At 69.3% G+C, this 15338-nt stretch carries 17 protein-coding genes and 1 pseudogene; 4 read left to right on the forward strand and 14 right to left on the reverse strand.

Annotation, left to right across the window (positions count from 1 at the left end; all coding sequences use genetic code 11):
• Nucleotides 1–258: 258 nt before the first annotated feature.
• Nucleotides 259–1773: a sugar porter family MFS transporter gene (locus AC1ROC_RS04010; protein WP_168689279.1), complete on the reverse strand. Its 1515-nt coding sequence runs from the start codon at nt 1771–1773 to the stop codon at nt 259–261.
• The gene (locus AC1ROC_RS04015; protein ID WP_492998948.1) at nt 1766–2371 is read right to left on the reverse strand and encodes a hypothetical protein; all 606 of its coding nucleotides are present in this window, start codon (nt 2369–2371) and stop codon (nt 1766–1768) included. The genes AC1ROC_RS04010 and AC1ROC_RS04015 overlap by 8 nt, the downstream gene beginning before the upstream one ends.
• On the opposite strand from AC1ROC_RS04015, the pseudogene AC1ROC_RS04020 reads away from it, so the two are divergent.
• Nucleotides 2268–2543, forward strand: a pseudogene (locus AC1ROC_RS04020) (peptidoglycan DD-metalloendopeptidase family protein); the annotation flags it as partial. The gene AC1ROC_RS04015 and the pseudogene AC1ROC_RS04020 overlap by 104 nt on opposite strands.
• Nucleotides 2544–2681: 138 nt before the next feature.
• Here the strand turns inward: AC1ROC_RS04020 and AC1ROC_RS04025 are convergent.
• From AC1ROC_RS04025 to AC1ROC_RS04065, 9 genes are all read right to left on the reverse strand, one after another.
• On the reverse strand, nt 2682–3587 hold the full coding sequence (locus tag AC1ROC_RS04025; RefSeq protein WP_492998251.1) for a tyrosine recombinase XerC: 906 nt from the start codon (nt 3585–3587) through the stop codon (nt 2682–2684).
• Nucleotides 3588–3782: 195 nt separating this feature from the next.
• A complete protein-coding gene (dprA, locus tag AC1ROC_RS04030) occupies nt 3783–5261 on the reverse strand; it encodes a DNA-processing protein DprA (protein WP_492998253.1) in 1479 nt (492 codons plus the stop codon).
• A 205-nt stretch (nt 5262–5466) separates the two neighbouring features.
• Nucleotides 5467–7080, reverse strand: coding sequence for a YifB family Mg chelatase-like AAA ATPase (locus AC1ROC_RS04035; RefSeq protein WP_492998255.1), 1614 nt, complete (start codon nt 7078–7080; stop codon nt 5467–5469).
• Nucleotides 7080–7436 carry a YraN family protein gene (locus AC1ROC_RS04040; RefSeq protein WP_492998257.1) on the reverse strand — a complete coding sequence of 119 codons (357 nt, stop codon included), beginning with the start codon at nt 7434–7436 and terminating at the stop codon, nt 7080–7082. Before AC1ROC_RS04040 ends, AC1ROC_RS04035 begins: the two co-directional genes overlap by 1 nt.
• Before the next feature lie 108 nt (nt 7437–7544).
• Nucleotides 7545–7868 (reverse strand): DUF2469 domain-containing protein, encoded by a 324-nt coding sequence (locus AC1ROC_RS04045; protein WP_055893100.1) that lies wholly within the window; start codon nt 7866–7868, stop codon nt 7545–7547.
• A gap of 30 nt (nt 7869–7898) precedes the next feature.
• Nucleotides 7899–8561 (reverse strand): ribonuclease HII, encoded by a 663-nt coding sequence (rnhB, locus tag AC1ROC_RS04050; RefSeq protein WP_247597419.1) that lies wholly within the window; start codon nt 8559–8561, stop codon nt 7899–7901.
• Nucleotides 8561–9328, reverse strand: a complete 768-nt coding sequence (gene lepB / locus AC1ROC_RS04055; protein WP_085368577.1) for a signal peptidase I — start codon at nt 9326–9328, stop codon at nt 8561–8563. Before lepB ends, rnhB begins: the two co-directional genes overlap by 1 nt.
• A gap of 101 nt (nt 9329–9429) precedes the next feature.
• A complete protein-coding gene (gene rplS, locus AC1ROC_RS04060; protein ID WP_085368578.1) occupies nt 9430–9777 on the reverse strand; it encodes a 50S ribosomal protein L19 in 348 nt (115 codons plus the stop codon).
• Between the two features lie 187 nt (nt 9778–9964).
• A complete protein-coding gene (locus AC1ROC_RS04065; RefSeq protein ID WP_085368579.1) occupies nt 9965–10459 on the reverse strand; it encodes a hypothetical protein in 495 nt (164 codons plus the stop codon).
• Between the two features lie 122 nt (nt 10460–10581).
• Between AC1ROC_RS04065 and map the strand changes: the two genes are divergently transcribed.
• Nucleotides 10582–11349 (forward strand): type I methionyl aminopeptidase, encoded by a 768-nt coding sequence (map, locus tag AC1ROC_RS04070; RefSeq protein WP_085368580.1) that lies wholly within the window; start codon nt 10582–10584, stop codon nt 11347–11349.
• A gap of 105 nt (nt 11350–11454) precedes the next feature.
• Nucleotides 11455–11910, forward strand: coding sequence for an SRPBCC family protein (locus AC1ROC_RS04075; protein WP_085368581.1), 456 nt, complete (start codon nt 11455–11457; stop codon nt 11908–11910).
• Nucleotides 11911–11990: 80 nt separating this feature from the next.
• Here AC1ROC_RS04075 and trmD read toward each other — a convergent pair whose 3' ends face one another.
• A complete protein-coding gene (gene trmD / locus AC1ROC_RS04080) occupies nt 11991–12677 on the reverse strand; it encodes a tRNA (guanosine(37)-N1)-methyltransferase TrmD (protein ID WP_085368582.1) in 687 nt (228 codons plus the stop codon).
• 28 nt (nt 12678–12705) lie between these two features.
• Nucleotides 12706–13872 carry an MFS transporter gene (locus tag AC1ROC_RS04085; RefSeq protein WP_085368583.1) on the reverse strand — a complete coding sequence of 389 codons (1167 nt, stop codon included), beginning with the start codon at nt 13870–13872 and terminating at the stop codon, nt 12706–12708.
• 90 nt (nt 13873–13962) lie between these two features.
• Here AC1ROC_RS04085 and AC1ROC_RS04090 point away from each other — a divergent pair, with 90 nt between their 5' ends.
• Nucleotides 13963–14625, forward strand: a complete 663-nt coding sequence (locus tag AC1ROC_RS04090; RefSeq protein ID WP_492998261.1) for a GntR family transcriptional regulator — start codon at nt 13963–13965, stop codon at nt 14623–14625.
• A 76-nt stretch (nt 14626–14701) separates the two neighbouring features.
• Here AC1ROC_RS04090 and rimM read toward each other — a convergent pair whose 3' ends face one another.
• On the reverse strand, nt 14702–15337 hold the full coding sequence (gene rimM / locus AC1ROC_RS04095) for a ribosome maturation factor RimM (RefSeq protein WP_492998263.1): 636 nt from the start codon (nt 15335–15337) through the stop codon (nt 14702–14704).
• Between the last annotated feature and the right edge of the window lies 1 nt (nt 15338).

Genomic DNA, 15338 nt, shown 5'->3' on the forward strand with positions numbered 1-15338 from the left:
CGGCAGGCGGATGCGCGTTGCGGTTTGTCAGTGGCGGCCGAGTGGCCGCCGCTCCTGGTGCCCTGCGCGCGCATCCGCTTCGATCACCGCGCGGATGACCGCTGGAGAAAGAAGACCGGTGGATGTCGCGCCAGCCGGTGAAGGCTTAGACCCGAAGGCCTCGACCCGTGAGGGTCGTGTGGGCACGCGTAGTCACTCCGACGGGCGGAGTGCTTCAGACAGCTTACCAGGAACGGCGGGCCGTCGGGCGCGCCGACGTCAGACGGTGTCGCCGGTCGACCGCACCTGCGGACCGCGGCTCTTGCCCGCGTTCGTGAACAGCGTCTCCGCGTGTTCGAGCGCCATCCCATTCGTCTCCGGGATCTTGAAGAACACGAAGAAGAACGACAGCAGCGCGAAGATCGCGTACATCCCGTACGTGAACGGCAGGGAGAAGTCGGACATCGGCGGGAAGCTGATCGTGACCACGAAGTTCGCGATCCACTGCGCAGCTGCGGCGACGCCGAGCGCCTTGCCGCGGATCTTGGTCGGGAAGATCTCGCCGAGCAGCACCCACACCAGCGGACCCCACGACGCCCCGAAGCAGACCACGAACAGGTTCGCGGCGACCAGCGCGATCGGTCCCCATGCTCCGGGAAGGGTGACGGCCCCGTCGACCTTCTCGGAGAACGCGAACGCCAGCGCCATCACGCCGAGCGACACGGTCATGCCGATCGACCCGGTGAGCAGGATCGGACGCCGCCCGACCCTGTCGACCAGCAGGATGGCCACGATGGTGACGGCCACGTTCGTGACCGAGGTGATCACGGTGATGAGCAGTGAATTGCTCTCCGTGAACCCGACCGCCCGCCACAGGGTGGTCGAGTAGTAGAAGATCACGTTGATGCCGACGAACTGCTGGAACACGGACAGGATGATGCCGATCCAGACGATCGGCTTGAGCCCGAACCTGTTGCCGCGCAGCGTGGCCTTCTTGCCTTCCTTGTCCTCGGCGATGGCCCGCTCGATGTCGGCGATCTGCCGGTCGACGTCGCTCTCCGGAACGAGCGTGGAGAAGATCGCCTTGGCCTCGTCGTGGCGTCCGTTCGCCAGCAGGAAGCGCGGAGACTCCGGCAGTGTGAGCGCGAGGATGCCGTAGACGACCGACGGGATCACGCCCACCAGGAACATCCACCGCCAGGCCTCCATCCCGAGCCACAGCTGGTTGGATGCGGACCCCGCGACCCCGGCGAGCAGAGCGTCGGAGAGGAGGGCGACGAAGATACCGATGGTGATGGCGAGCTGCTGCAGCGACGCGAGGCTGCCGCGCGACTGCTTCGGAGCGATCTCGGCGATGTATGCGGGGGCGACGACGGACGCGATCCCGATGCCGAGACCGCCGATCACGCGCCAGATGCCCAGATCCCACGCGGAGAACGCCAGCGCGGACCCGATCGAGCTCACCAGGAACATCACGGCGCCCAGCAGCATGACCTTCAGACGGCCCCAGCGGTCGGCGAGGCGTCCGGCGATGTACGCACCGGCGGCACAGCCGAGCAGGGCGATGGCGACGATGAACCCGGTGACGAACGCGTTCAGGGCAAAGTGCTTCTGAATCGAGTCGACGGCCCCGTTGACGACGGACGAGTCGAAACCGAACAGGAAGCCACCGACGGCTGCAGCGATCGCCAGCCCGATGACCTTCCTCCGCATGGCTCCGGTCGGCTTGGGCACATTCGCATCCGACGACGCTGTGGCTGACGCCGACGACGACGCCTTCTGCTGCTCAGACATGTAAGACCTTTTTTCGGTTGTGGCTGTACGGCGCGCGGCTGGCCGCGGCTGCAGCGGGCTGCCGCTCGCTGCGGGCTGCCGCTGGCTGCGGCGAACCGGCGACCCACACGATACTCCGAAGGCGGGTGGGGGCAAGGGCGGGCGTCGGGCCGGGTGTGTTGGGCGCAGTTCTCCACAGGAGGCGGGACCGGCGTGTTGTCCACGGGTTTTCTGCCGGGGCGGGAGGGAGGGGGTGCTGCGGACAGGGTGGAGGTATGGAAGTGGTGAGCGAGCGTGGAGGGGATGCGGGTGTGGCAGGTTTGGTGGGGCGGGTGGGGCTGCGGGTGTTGGCGTTGGTGCTCGCGTTGAACGGAGTGCTTGCTGCAGCCAGGTCAGCGGATGCGGTGGCCAGCACCACCTCCGCGACGGCGACCACCTCCGCCACCGCCTCCGCCACGGCCGCCATCACCGCCACCACCCAGCCAGGCGCGTGGGCGTGGCCGGTGCAGCCTGCCGTGCTGTCGAACGCGTATGCGGCTCCCCCGACGCCGTACGCGGCAGGGCACAGGGGCATCGACCTCGCTGTCGCTTCCGGCACCGGGGCGGCGGTACCGGTCACGGCCCCCGCCCGAGCCACGGTGAAGTTCGTCGGCACGGTCGTCGATCGCCCGGTCCTCACGCTCGACCACGGCGACGGCATCCTCTCCAGTTACGAGCCCCTCGCATCGGAGTTGGCGCTGGGAACGGAACTCGCACCCGGCCAGCTCCTCGGCCACGTCGCAGACGGCGGCCACTGCGCAGCGACCTGCCTCCACGTCGGCGTGCGCGTGGACGGCGAGTACGTCTCTCCCCTGCTGTTCTTCGACCGCGTGCCGAGGGCGGTGCTACTCCCCCTGCATCCACCGGCGAGCGCCGCCGCAGAGCGTGCGTCAGGCGCGAGGGTGGGCGGTGCGGTAGCTCTCTTTGAGCCGTTCCGTGGAGACGTGGGTGTAGATCTGCGTCGTCCCCAGGCTGGCGTGTCCGAGCAGCTCTTGCACAGCACGCAGGTCGGCACCGCCGTCGAGCAGGTGCGTCGCGGCTGTGTGCCGGAGTGCGTGAGGGCCAGAGGGTCCCCCGCCCGGGATGTCCGCGAGCAGTCCGGCGACCAGCCCATAGACCGCGCGTGATCCGAGCCGCGCCCCGCGGGGCCCGAGAAGCAGCGCCGCCCCGGACCGCTCGGTCACGAGCACCGGCCGCGCACGTCGAAGGTAGTCGACGACAGCCGTCTGAGCGGGAACGCCGAACGGAACCACCCGCTCTTTCGCCCCCTTCCCCAGCACACGAACGGTCAGCCGGTCCAGGTCGACGTCGTCGACATCCAGCCCGGTCAGCTCGGACACACGAATACCGGTCGCATACAGCAGTTCAATGACGGCCAGGTCGCGCACCCGACCGGGATCCCCATCTTCGGCGAGCGCCGCGAGTCGCGCGAGGAGCGCGTCGATCTGCGTGCGATTGACCACGCGCGGCAGCATCTTGTCCGCCTTCGGCGCCCGCAGCCGGACGGCCGGATCGTTGTCGTCCCCGGTTTGCCGGGCCACCCACGCGCTGAACCCTTTCGCGGAGGCCGACCGTCGAGCCAGTGTCGCCTTGGACAGACCGTGCTGGGACGAGTCCCACAGCCAATCACGCAACACCTCAAGACTCAGCCCCGACGTCTCCTCAACTCCCCGCCCAGCCGCAAACGACGCCAGCCCGGTCAGGTCCGACCGGTACGCCCGCACCGTCTGCGGCGAATAGCCCCGCTCCACCGTGAGATGCACGGCGAAGTCGTCGATAGCCCGGGCGAGTTGCACCCTCCCAGCCTCCCCCACGACCGGCCGGCGCGCGCGGCGACTCCCCGCTGCCGCTCGGTTTGGTGGTGTCGCCGACGCCAGGTCCCCGACGCCAGGTCCCCAACGCCACGTCCCAACGCCACGTCCCAACGCCACGTCCCAACGCCACGTCCCAACGCCACGCCCCAACGCCACGCACCCAACGCTCTGCACGGCTCAGCGCGTCGTGCGCCACCCTCCCCCGTCTTCCGTGACCTGACCGGCGAGCTCGAGCCGGCCGAGCGTGGCCATGACCTCGGATGGCGAAAGACCTGCCCTGGCCGCGATGTCGGGGATGCTGCGTGGGGTCCGTGCGCTGAGCGCGTCTCTGAGTCGCACGTCGTGCCCGTCCACCTGCGGGGATTCGGCGAAGGCGGGAGGCTGGTTTGCGGCCACATATGGGTGTGGGGATGGGTGTCGGTCTGGTTCCAGGAGCTCGATCGTCGGGCCCCGCTCATTCGACGGGGCCCGGTCAGGCGTCATCGGCCTGTTGCATCCCATCGGCGCCCCCACTCCGGCCGAATCCGGTGGGAACGGGTCGCCGGCGAGCTCGGCCATCTCGTCCGGGGTGGTGACGCAGACGGCGTCGTACTCGCGGATGAGGCGGTGACAGCCCGACGAGGCGGGGGACGTGATCGGGCCGGGGACCGCACCGAGCGGCCGACCCATCATTGCCGCGTGGCCCGCCGTGTTGAGGGATCCGGAACGGCTGCCTGCCTCGATGACGATGGTGGCTGTCGCGACGGCGGCGATCAGTCTGTTTCGCTGGAGGAAACGCCAGCGGGTGGGCGGCGAACCACACGGAAGTTCACCGATGAGCAACCCCCGCTGGGCGATGCGCTGCAGGAGCCGGGTGTTCCCGGCCGGATACAGGCGGTCGACCCCGCCGGCGAGGAAGGCGACGGTCGTCTGGTTGCTCGCGAGCGTTGCTCGGTGCGCTGCGCCGTCGATCCCGTAGGCGCCGCCGGACACGATGGCGAAGCCCTTGTCGCTGAGCGCGGCCGCGCTCTCCATCGCGACGTGCTCACCATAGCCGGTGGATGCGCGGGCTCCGACGAGCGCGATCGAGCGGTCGAGCTGGCGGAGGCGCGCAAGGTCTCCGCGCACCCAGAGGGTGAGCGGGGCGCCGTGACCCAGGGCATCCAGGGCTGACGGCCAGTGATCGTCGGCGGGAGTGAGAAGGGTGGCGTGGAGATGCGCCGCCGACGTGAGAGCCCGCGTGGCGGTGGCGAGTGCGATTCTCGGCTTCCAGCGTTCGAGGGCGGCGGTCAGGCGGCGGCTCAGCGTGTCGGCCGCGAGTTCGTCCACCTCGCGCAGACGGCCGAGCACGGTGTCTGCCGGATCTCCGACGACGATGCTTCGCAGTGCCTCCCGGGGGCCGAGGGTGTCGGAGAGGAGCCGGGCGTCGGTGTCCCCTGGTTCGATCAGGGTGGAGATGGCTGCCCAGGCGAAACTCGTCTCCAGCGCGTGGACCCCGTCCTCGGTGAGTCGGGGTTCGCGCGCGCCGTCATCCGCCTGGGCTCGGTCGCCAGAGCCCGGTGGGCGCTCGCTGCCGGCTGGGGTGGTGTCGGTGAGCACAGACGCCATCGGGGTGACGGGGCGGAGAAGGTCGGCGAGGTCCGCGTGCGGGATGCCGAGGAAATCCGTGGGGGTCATCGTCGCGGCTCCGGACGTCCGGATGGGCGCCTCGTGCCCAGGGCGAAGGCTCGGAGCGGACACGGGACGCAGGTGCGTTCAGCCACCCGGATACGCGGTGGTGCTGGAGACGTTTCCGCGGCAGGTGTTCCGGCGGGAGTCAGAGATGGTTCGTTCACGGTGGTTCCTTGGGGTATTGCGTGGGTTCAAACGACGAGGCGGGGCATCACGCTGCTCCCCGTCGGAGGAAGAGGGCGGCTCCGATGTGGTGGCCGGTGGGGGTGGATGCGCCGTCGAGGTCGGCCATGGTCCAGGCGAGGCGGAGGGTTCTGTCGTAGCCGCGCATCGTGATGGCGCCGCGGTCGAGGGCTCGGTCGAGGGCTCCGACCGTCGCGCGTGGGAGACGGAGGCCGCCGGTTCGGAGCCAGGCGCCGGAGACGTCGGCGTTCCTGGTCCAGTCGGTGCCGGCGAGGCGGGCCGCCGCGGTAGCCCGGGCGATCACCACGCGTTCTCGGAGGAGGGCACTCGCCGTTCCGGTCGCGGGCGCAGGCGAGGCCTCCGGGTCCGAACGGATCCGGAGGGCGGCGAGACCGACGCGGCGGACGGCGAGGCGGATGTCGACGCGGTCGAGGAGGGGGCCGGAGAGGCGGGCCAGGTAGCGGCGGCGGGCGATGGGGGTGCAGGTGCATTCCTCGTCGGGTGAGCCGTAGCGGCCGCAGGGGCACGGGTTGGAGGCGAGGACCAGTTGGAAGCGGGCGGGGAAGGTTGCCGTGCCGGTGGCGCGGTGGATGGTGATCGTTCCGGATTCCAGTGGTTGGCGGAGGGAGTCGAGGACGGACGGCGGGAACTCGGCGGCCTCGTCGAGGAAAAGGACGCCGTGGGTGGCGCGGACGATCGCGCCCGGCACGATCCGGGTGGTTCCACCACCGACGATCGCCGCGGCGGAGGCCGTGTGATGCGGGGACTCGAACGGTGGGCGGCGGATCAGGCCGTGGGGCGACGATGACGGGTCGCCGGTGCTGCCACGGCCTGCGATGCCCGCGTCGGTGAGAGAGCGGATGCAGGTGACCTCGATGGCCTGCTCGTCGGTGAGGTCGGGGAGAAGGCCGGGGAGGCGCGTGGCGAGCATCGTCTTGCCGGCGCCCGGTGGTCCGATCATCGAGAGGTGGTGGCCGCCGGCGGCTGCGACGACGAGGGCCTCGATGGCTTCCTCGTTTCCCGCCACGTCGGCGATGTCGGGCTCGGGATGCGCGCGGGCTGTCGCCGAGTCGGTGGCAGGCGCACCGACAACCGCAGCACCCACCGGCACGACATCCACGGGCTCGAGATCGCTTCCGTGGTGGATCGCCGCGTGGCGCAGGCTGGTGACGGCGACCACCTCCACCCCGTCGACCAGGTCCGCCTCCTCCGCGTTGGCAGCGGGGACGAGGACGCGCGCGAAACCGGCGGCCCTGGCCGCGATGACGGCGGGCAGGATGCCCGGGACGGGACGGACGCGGCCGTCGAGTCCGAGTTCGCCGAGGTGGACGGCGGCTGCCGCGGACTCCGCGCTGAGGTCTCCGGCCGCTGCGAGGGCGGCGACCGCGATGGCGAGGTCGAACGCCGAGCCCTGCTTGCGGAGGGAGGCCGGGGACAGGTTGACCGTCAGCTTGCGCTGGGTCAGCGGGCAGCCGGCGTTCATCGCGGCGGAGGTCACCCGCTTGCGGGATTCGCCGAGAGCGGCGTCGGGGAGGCCGATCAGCGAGAACGCGGGCAGGCCGGCGGCGATGTCCGCCTCCACCTCGACCACGTTGCCGTCGACCCCGTTCAGGGCGATGGCGTATGTGCGGGCGAGCGGCATCAGGCCACGCCCTCGAGGTGCTCGACCGACGGGCGTGCGCTCCAGGCGTCGATCACCGCGATGGCGTCGATCCGGATGCGGCCGGGCACCGGGCCGCGCTGGCGGCACCATTCGGCCGCGAGGCGTCGGAGACGCGCGGCCTTCGCCGGGGTGATCGCCTCGAACGGATGGCCGAACGCCACCGACGTCCTGGTCTTGACCTCGGCGAACGCCGTCACGCCGTCGCCGCGGACGATCAGGTCGAGTTCACCCGACGCGCATCGCCAATTCCGGTCGAGCACGACGAACCCTCGCCGCTCGAACCACTCCGCCGCCACGTTCTCTCCGCGGCGGCCCAACTCGTCTTTCGCTGCCATTGCTGCCTCCCACGTCCAGCCTCATGGGGAGGGGACGGTGGCAGGGAGCCGGGAAGGAATCTGTGGAGAGTTGCCGAAGACGGTCAGGCTGTGGAGAAGAACGCCGAGCTACTCGTCGAGCGCGAGTTCCTTCGGGAGCTCGAACTCCTTGCTCGACAGCTCCTCGATGTTCACGTCTTTGAACGTGAGCACGCGCACCGATTTCACGAAGCGGTCGGAACGGTACACATCCCACACCCACACGTCGTTCATCGTCAGCTCGAAGTAGAAGTCGTGCTCGGTGTCTCGGCGCACGAACTCCACCTCGTTCGCGAGGTAGAACCGGCGCTCGGTCTCGATCACGTACTTGAACTGCGAGACGACGTCCCGGTATTCGCGGTACAAAGCCAACTCGACCTCGCGGTCGTAGTCGTCGAACTCGTCTTCATCCATTGTTCGTCAAGTCTATGCCGGACGGAGGGGTCATGTCGGAATGGGGAGCGTTGCCGCATCCCGCAGCCAGGTCAGCCGGTGCAGCGCGCTCGGTCCGAGCTCGGCGATGGCGTCGAAGTGTTCGCGGCTGGAGTAGCCCTTGTTCGATGCCCAGCCGTAGCCCGGATAGTCGGCGCTGTGCTCGATCATCAGCCGGTCGCGGTGCACCTTCGCGATCACGCTGGCGGCGGCGACCGACGCGCAGTCCCTGTCCGCCTTGATCCGCGTCACCACGCGGGCCGGGCGCATCAGCACCGGGTTCAGATAGTCGTAGTTGCCGTCCAGGATGAGGGTGCTCTCCCGGATCTGCGCCCCGCCCTGCTCGAGCAGTTCCATCGCCCGAGCGCCCGCAAGTCCGAGGCAGCGCATGATGCCGAGCGAGTCGACCTCCGCGGCGGACGCCATGCCGACCGCGTGGTGCAGCACCCACTTGCGGCAGTGCGGCTCCAGCGCCTCACGGGCGGCCTCCGGCAGCAGTTTCGAGTCGCGCAGGCCGACCGGGATGCGCTTCACCGCGGTGTCGATCACGACCATCCCGACCGCGACCGGTCCGGCCAGGGCGCCGCGGCCGACCTCGTCGACGCCGACGATCGAGGTCACACCCGTGCGGTAGAGGGACTTCTCGAACCGGAGGGTGGGGCTCACCGGCGCCATCATCGCTTGTCCTCCTCCGCCCCGCGGAACACCTCGGGGTAGTTGTCGAGCCAGGTCCACCGGCTGGTCGGCCAGCTGATCACGAACGCCCGCCCGACAACGTGGTCGATCGGGACGAAGCCGTGACCCGGCAGGCTCTGGTTGCGCGACGAGTCCTGGGAGTTGTACCGATTATCCCCCATCACCCACAGTTCGCCCTTCGGAACCGTGACATCGAACGCGAGTGTCGCGGCGTTCTTCTGCCCGGGCTGCAGCAGCACGTACGGCTCGTCCAGCGGGCTGCCGTTCACGGTGACTCTTCCGTCGACGTTGCAGCAGGCGACGTGGTCGCCCGGCAGCCCGATGACGCGCTTCACGAGGTGATCGTTGCTGTCGGAAGCGGAGAGGCCGATGAAGGTCAGCGCCTGGTCGATGGCCTGCGAGACGGGGCTCTCCCTGCTGGGCGGCTGCGGAGGGAGCCAGCCGCCAGGATCCCGGAACACGACGACATCGCCGCGGCTGATCGGGAACAGCCCGGGCTCCAGCTCGTTGACGATGATCCTGTCGTTGATCTGCAGCGTGTTCTCCATCGACGCCGACGGGATGTAGAACGAGCGGACCACGAAGGTCTTCACCAGGAAGGACACCAGGATGGCGACCACCACGATCACCGCGAGGTCGCGGAGGAAGAGTCGTACGCTCCGCCGCCTGCTCCTGCTGCGCCTGCGCGCGCCGCGCCGTTCCTGAGCCACGCGGTCCGACCGGGTGGGCACTGCTTCGTCCGTCATTTAACCGCCTGAGCTCCCTGCCCAAGTGTATGGGACAGGGAGCTCAGCCGATGCGTGGGCGGATGCCGCGCGTCGAGGTCTTCCGGCGTGAGCCGAGAAGCCTAGTTGTCGCGCTTCTCCTTGATCTTCGCCTTCTTGCCGCGCAGTTCGCGCAGGTAGTAGAGCTTGGCGCGACGGACATCTCCGCGGGTGACGACCTCGATCTTGTCGATGACCGGGGAGTGCACCGGGAAGGTACGCTCGACGCCGACCTGGAAGCTGACCTTGCGGACCGTGAAGGTCTCGCGGACGCCCTCGTTGGAGCGGCCGATGACGACGCCCTGGAAGACCTGGATACGAGAGCGGCTGCCCTCGATGATGTTGACGTGAACCTTGACGGTGTCGCCCGCGCGGAAGTCGGGAATGTCCGACTTCAGGGACGCGGCGTCGACGGAATCGAGGATATGCATTGCTGTTCGCTCTCTGTACCCGCCACAGGTCGAGGACGGACTTGGGGCCACCTCCTGCTCAGAGCAGGCGACGACCGGGAATCAACGGTATGGGGTGTGCGCGAGAAGTGCTGGCTCCCCTGTGGCAGAGCCTGGCCGCGGCACAAAGATCAATTCTGCCATGAACAGGATGCGTTTGCCAAAGCGGTCAGTGCTCGTCCCGCCGCTCTTCGATCACGATGACCTCCGAGCCCTCTTCGAACAGCGCATCCGGTCGCCGGACCTGCTGCGGCTGCGCGGCGCGCTCGTAGGCCTCGAAGGTCTGCTGCACGCGCATCCTGGCCTCGGTGACCAGCTGCCAGAGCGCCACCCAGAACGCGGCGAGACCGAGCAGGATGCCGAGGACGGCGAGCCAGCTCATCACGCCGGGGATGAAGCAGCCGAAGGCGACGATGGATGCGTGCCACGCGCCGATCAGGCCCACGTCCCACCAGGAGACGGCCTTGGTGTCCCGCACGGTCTTGCGCGCCATGATGATGCCGCCGATCGCGAGCATCGCGATGAACAGCACAGGGCAGAGGATGAGCAGGCCGATGAAGCTCCAGCCGCCGGAGCCGAAGATCGCCCAGCCGATGAGGAGCCAGACAGGCAGGATCACGGCGGAAGGGAACAACCACCAGTAGAACGCCTTGCGGAGGATCACGGCACCAGCGTATCCGCGCTCGCCTGTGCAGCGGCTGCGGGTTCGCCGAAAGCCGAAAGGGCCAGGATGCACCGCGCGTGCAACAATCATGGAACACTGGGTGTCGACGTGAAGGAGACACCGTGATCGAGTTGAGGACCCCCGCCGAGATCGAGCAGATGCGGCCGGCCGGCCGTTTCGTGGCCGATGTGCTGCAGCAGACCGCTGCCGCGGCGAAGGTGGGCGTGAACCTGCTGGAGCTCGACCGCATCGCGCACGACCTGATCAGGAAGGCCGGCGCGGAGTCCTGCTACATCGACTACCACCCGTCGTTCGGCGCCAGCCCGTTCGGCAAGGTCATCTGCACGTCGGTGAACGACGCCGTGCTGCACGGACTCCCCCACGACTACCGCCTGCAGGACGGCGACCTGCTGACCCTCGACTTCGCTGCATCCGTCGACGGCTGGGTGGCGGACTCGGCGATCAGCCTGGTGGTGGGTCAGCCCCGGGATGCCGACCTCCACCTCATCGACACCACCCGCCGCGCCCTCGCCGCCGGGATCCAGGCCGCGCAGCCGGGTGGCAGGGTCGGTGACATCTCCGCCGCCATCGGCGCCGTCGCGCACGCGGAGGGATACACGGTCAACCTGCAGTTCGGCGGCCACGGCGTCGGCCACACGATGCACGGGGACCCGCACATCGCCAACGACGGACGCGCCGGCCGCGGCTACCCGCTGCGTCCAGGCCTCGTCATCGCGATCGAGCCGTGGTTCCTCGAGTCGACCGACGAGATCTACACCGACAGGGACGGCTGGACGCTCCGCAGTGCAGACGGCTCGCGCGGGGCGCACTCCGAGCACACGGTCGCGATCACCGAGGACGGCCCGCTCGTCCTCACCGCCCGAGACTGACGGCTACACGGTCTGGCGCAGATGTCCAGGCCTTCAGCGCCTTCCACCGGCGGTCTACCGTTCTGGCGGGTCGGAGAATCCGGCCGGCAACGGAAGGGAGCCCCTATGGCTGACGTGACCGAATCCGTCGATGTGGATGTCGACGTGACCACCGCATACAACCAGTGGACTCAGTTCGAGTCTTTCCCGCACTTCCTCGACGAGGTCGAAGAAGTGAAGCAGGTCGATGAGACCACCAATCACTGGCGCGTGAAGATCGGCGGCCAGGAGCGCGAGTTCGACACCGTCATCACCGAGCAGCTGCCGGATGAGCGCGTCGCCTGGAAGAGCATCTCCGGCGATGTCCAGCACGCCGGCGTCGTGACCTTCCACCGCCTGTCGGACACGACGACCAAGGTCACCGTGCAGCTGGAATGGACGCCGTCCGACCTGATCGAGAAGATCGGCGCGGCCATCGGAGCCGGGAGCCACGCGGTGAAGAAGGACCTGGAGAACTTCAAGCGCTTCATCGAGAGCCAGGGCGCAGAGACCGGCGCGTGGCGGGGTGAAGTGGGGCACTGATCCCGAACTCTTCGCGCACGGAGACGGCGTGACACGCCCGCCCGCTCGGTCAGCCGTGCGGGCGGGCGTCTGTCGTTCCGCTACGGCAGCAGGTCCGGCCGCACAGCGCGCGTGCGCTCGAGCTGCTGCTCGTGCCGCCACGCCGCGATGGCGCCGTGGTTGCCGGAGAGCAGCACGGGAGGCACGTCGTGGCCGCGCCACGACGCAGGCTTGGTGTAGCTGGGGTATTCGAGCAGGCCGTCCTCGTGGGACTCCTGCACCAGGCTCTCCGGGTTGCCGACCACGCCGGGGATGAGCCTGCCGATCGCCTCGATCATCGCCATCGTCGCCACCTCTCCCCCGTTGAGGACGTAGTCGCCGATGCTCATCAGCCGCACCCTGGCCCTGGATGCCGTGTCGTCGAAGACGCGCTGGTCGATGCCCTCGTAGCGGCCGCATCCGAAGACCAGGTGCTTCTCCTCGGCGAGCTCGCGCGCGATCGACTGGGTGAAGACGTCTCCGGCCGGGGACGGGAAGATCACCAGCGGATCGCCGGGGCTCGCCTCCAGGATGCCGTCGAGCGCCTCGCCCCACGGCTCCGGCTTCATCACCATGCCGGCTCCGCCGCCGTACGGGGTGTCGTCGACCGTGCGGTGCCTGTCGTGGGTGTGGTCGCGCAGGTTGTGCACGCCGAGGTCGATCAGGCCGGTCTGCCTGGCCTTGCCGAGCAGCGAGATGTCGAGCACATCGAAGAACTCGGGGAAGATCGTGACGATGTCGATGCGCATCCATCCAGCTTATGCGAGCGCGCGCCGCTTATTGCGGGACGACGGCGAGCTCCCTGTCCCTGGGCACGAGCGGGGTCGCGATCACCGGGCAGAGCGCCACCGCTGCGAAGGCGAGCGGGTAGCCGAGCAGGGTGATGAGGCCGCCGACCGCAGGGCCCACCACCGACGCCGCCAGGAACTGACCCGTGTTCTGCGTGCCGAGCGCCCTGCCGGACCAGAACGGCCCGGCGATCTCCGCCACCGAGGTGTACGCCAGTCCGTTGTCCGCCACGGTGACGATGGCCGCGACGATCAGGATCACCGCAGCCCACACCGCGCCGAGCGCCGACGCTGCTCCCATCAGCAGCATCACCACGGCAGCCGCGACGGACACCCAGCGCAGCGGCAGCAGGTGGCTGCCGACCTTGTCGCTCAGCACCCCGACGCCGATGCGCCCGATCGCCCCGGCGAACTGGCTCACGCCGATCACGATCCCGGCGGCGAGGGCGGAGAAGTGCAGCTCGGTCACCAGCCAGACCAGTCCGAACGTCGACACCGTGAACTGCGGAACCACCAGCAGCATCGACACCCCGTGGATGCGCCACAGCAGCGAGGTCTCCTTGTACGGCTTCCACACGGCCAGTGGATGCGCATCCCCTCCCGTCGTCCGCGGAGGCCGGGGCGGGTCGACGATGCCGACGGCGCAGAGCACGGCGGACACGGCGCAGAGCACGGCGGGCACCGCCAGCGCAGCGCCGATCCCGCCCGCCGCGGCGAGCTGCGGGATGGTCAGCGCCGCGACGGCCACGCCGAGCGGCTGGCACATCTGCCGGATGCCCATCGCGAGTCCGCGACGCTCCTTCGGGAACCAGCCGATCACCACGCGCCCGCTGGCGGCGTTGGGGCTCGCCGACGCCATCCCGCCCAGCAGGAACAGCGCGCCGAGGCTGAGGTAGTCGCTCGCGAACATCGCGGCGAAGGCGACGGCGGCGGTCAGCGCGAGTCCGGAGGCGATCACCCAGCGCTCGCCGATCCTGTCGCTGAGCGCTCCCCAGCCGATGAGCGTGATGACCAGGCCGAGGGTCGGCGCGGAGGCGAGCAGCCCGGCCTGGGCGAGGCTGAGCCCGCGCTCGGTGTGCAGCAGCGGGATGAGGAAGGCGGGCGTCGAGACGAACACGGTTGAGCTGGCCTGGGCGATGACGCCGAACGACAGCATGAGCCACGGTCGCGGGGTGCGTTGTACGGTGGAGGTCACGAGGTATACCCTAACGGTATACCAAGCCGGTATACCAAAAGGAGTCTCCGCGTGGCTGAGCAAACGACCGTCTACGACCGGCTGCGCGCGCAGATCCTCGACCTCGAACGGATGCCGGGCGCACGCCTGACCGAACGCGGCCTCGAAACCGAACTCGGCGCCTCCCGCACCCCGCTCCGCGCCGCCCTGATGCGCCTGGAGGCCGACGGCCTCGTCGAGCGCGACGGCCGCGCCTGGCAGATCACCCCCATCGACCTCGGCGAGATCGCCCGGCTCAGCGAACTCCGCGACGCCGTCGAGTCCGCTGCGATCCGGCACAGCTGCGCCCGCGCCTCCGACGACGCCATCGCCGACCTCACCACCCGTCTCGGCGCCTTCGACCTGCACCGGCCGAGCGACGACGCGATGATCGCCGGCACCCACTTCCACGTAGAGCTCGCGCAGCTGTCCGGCAACCACTTCTTCGCCGACAGCGTCGACGCGGCCATGACCAGGCTCGCCCGCACCCGCTGGCTCGAAGTGCGCACGGAGGACGCGCGCCGCACCGCCTGGCAGGAGCACCGCGACATCCTCGGCCTGCTGGCCGCGCGGGATGCGGATGCAGCGGCCGAGAGCATCCACCGGCACATCGTCGGCACGCACGAGCGCCTGATGGCCGCACTGGATGCCGACACCCGCACCCTGCGCGCCCGCGGCCTCGCGATCGTGCGCTGACGGCGGGTGCAGGACGCAGAAGAGCCCCGACTCTCGTCGGGGCTCTTCGTGCAATCAGTGCAATGAGGGCTGGCGGCTACTCCGCGTCGTTCTCCGGCTCGGCGCCCGTGTCTGCCTCGGCATCCGCGTCGTCGTCGTCCGGCAGTTCTTCGAACAGCCCGGCGGGCGGGGTGAGCGTCACCGTTCCCGCCGTCACGTCGACCTCGGGCACGATCGCCTTGACGAACGGCACGAGCACTTCGCCGTTCGCGGTCTTGATCGCGAGCAGGTCTTGCGCAGGAAGGTGGTCGACACGGGCGACGACGCCGACCTTCTGGCCGTCACGGAGGGCATCCAGTCCGACCAGCTGGTGGTCGTACCAGGCGTCCTCCTCGTCGGGGAGCTCTTTCACATCCTGGCTGACCCAGAGGATCGCCTTGATGAGGGTCTCCGCCTCCGAGCGGTCGTCCACGCCGGCGAAGAACGCAACGGCGTGGCCGTTGTACCAGCGCAGTTCGGTCAGCTCGAGCGACTTGCCGTGCCACTTGGATGCGGTCGGCACCTGCAGGGTGAAGACCGCTCCTGGGACGAAGCGCTTCTCCGGCTCGTCCGTGTAGAGCTCGACCTTGATCGCGCCCTTCAGGCCGTGCGCCTTGGTGAGCCGTCCGACCCGCAGCTGAGTCTCATCCGGCCGCGGTGCGGCGTCCTTGCGGGGCAGCTTGTGGTCGGCCACC

It is taken from the genome of Leifsonia sp. GW821-FHT13C05 (genome assembly GCF_058806515.1).

What these genes read in the sequence shown, in the direction of transcription:
- trmD (WP_085368582.1), bottom strand. Translation starts at nt 12,677, where the DNA reads ATGCGCATCGACATCGTCACGATCTTCCCCGAGTTCTTCGATGTGCTC.
- AC1ROC_RS04075 (WP_085368581.1), top strand. Translation starts at nt 11,455, where the DNA reads ATGGCTGACGTGACCGAATCCGTCGATGTGGATGTCGACGTGACCACC.
- AC1ROC_RS04035 (WP_492998255.1), bottom strand. Translation starts at nt 7,080, where the DNA reads ATGCCGCTCGCCCGCACATACGCCATCGCCCTGAACGGGGTCGACGGC.
- rplS (WP_085368578.1), bottom strand. Translation starts at nt 9,777, where the DNA reads ATGCATATCCTCGATTCCGTCGACGCCGCGTCCCTGAAGTCGGACATT.
- rnhB (WP_247597419.1), bottom strand. Translation starts at nt 8,561, where the DNA reads ATGGCGCCGGTGAGCCCCACCCTCCGGTTCGAGAAGTCCCTCTACCGC.
- dprA (WP_492998253.1), bottom strand. Translation starts at nt 5,261, where the DNA reads ATGACCCCCACGGATTTCCTCGGCATCCCGCACGCGGACCTCGCCGAC.
- AC1ROC_RS04040 (WP_492998257.1), bottom strand. Translation starts at nt 7,436, where the DNA reads ATGGCAGCGAAAGACGAGTTGGGCCGCCGCGGAGAGAACGTGGCGGCG.
- AC1ROC_RS04085 (WP_085368583.1), bottom strand. Translation starts at nt 13,872, where the DNA reads ATGCTGTCGTTCGGCGTCATCGCCCAGGCCAGCTCAACCGTGTTCGTC.
- AC1ROC_RS04045 (WP_055893100.1), bottom strand. Translation starts at nt 7,868, where the DNA reads ATGGATGAAGACGAGTTCGACGACTACGACCGCGAGGTCGAGTTGGCT.
- lepB (WP_085368577.1), bottom strand. Translation starts at nt 9,328, where the DNA reads ATGACGGACGAAGCAGTGCCCACCCGGTCGGACCGCGTGGCTCAGGAA.
- AC1ROC_RS04010 (WP_168689279.1), bottom strand. Translation starts at nt 1,773, where the DNA reads ATGTCTGAGCAGCAGAAGGCGTCGTCGTCGGCGTCAGCCACAGCGTCG.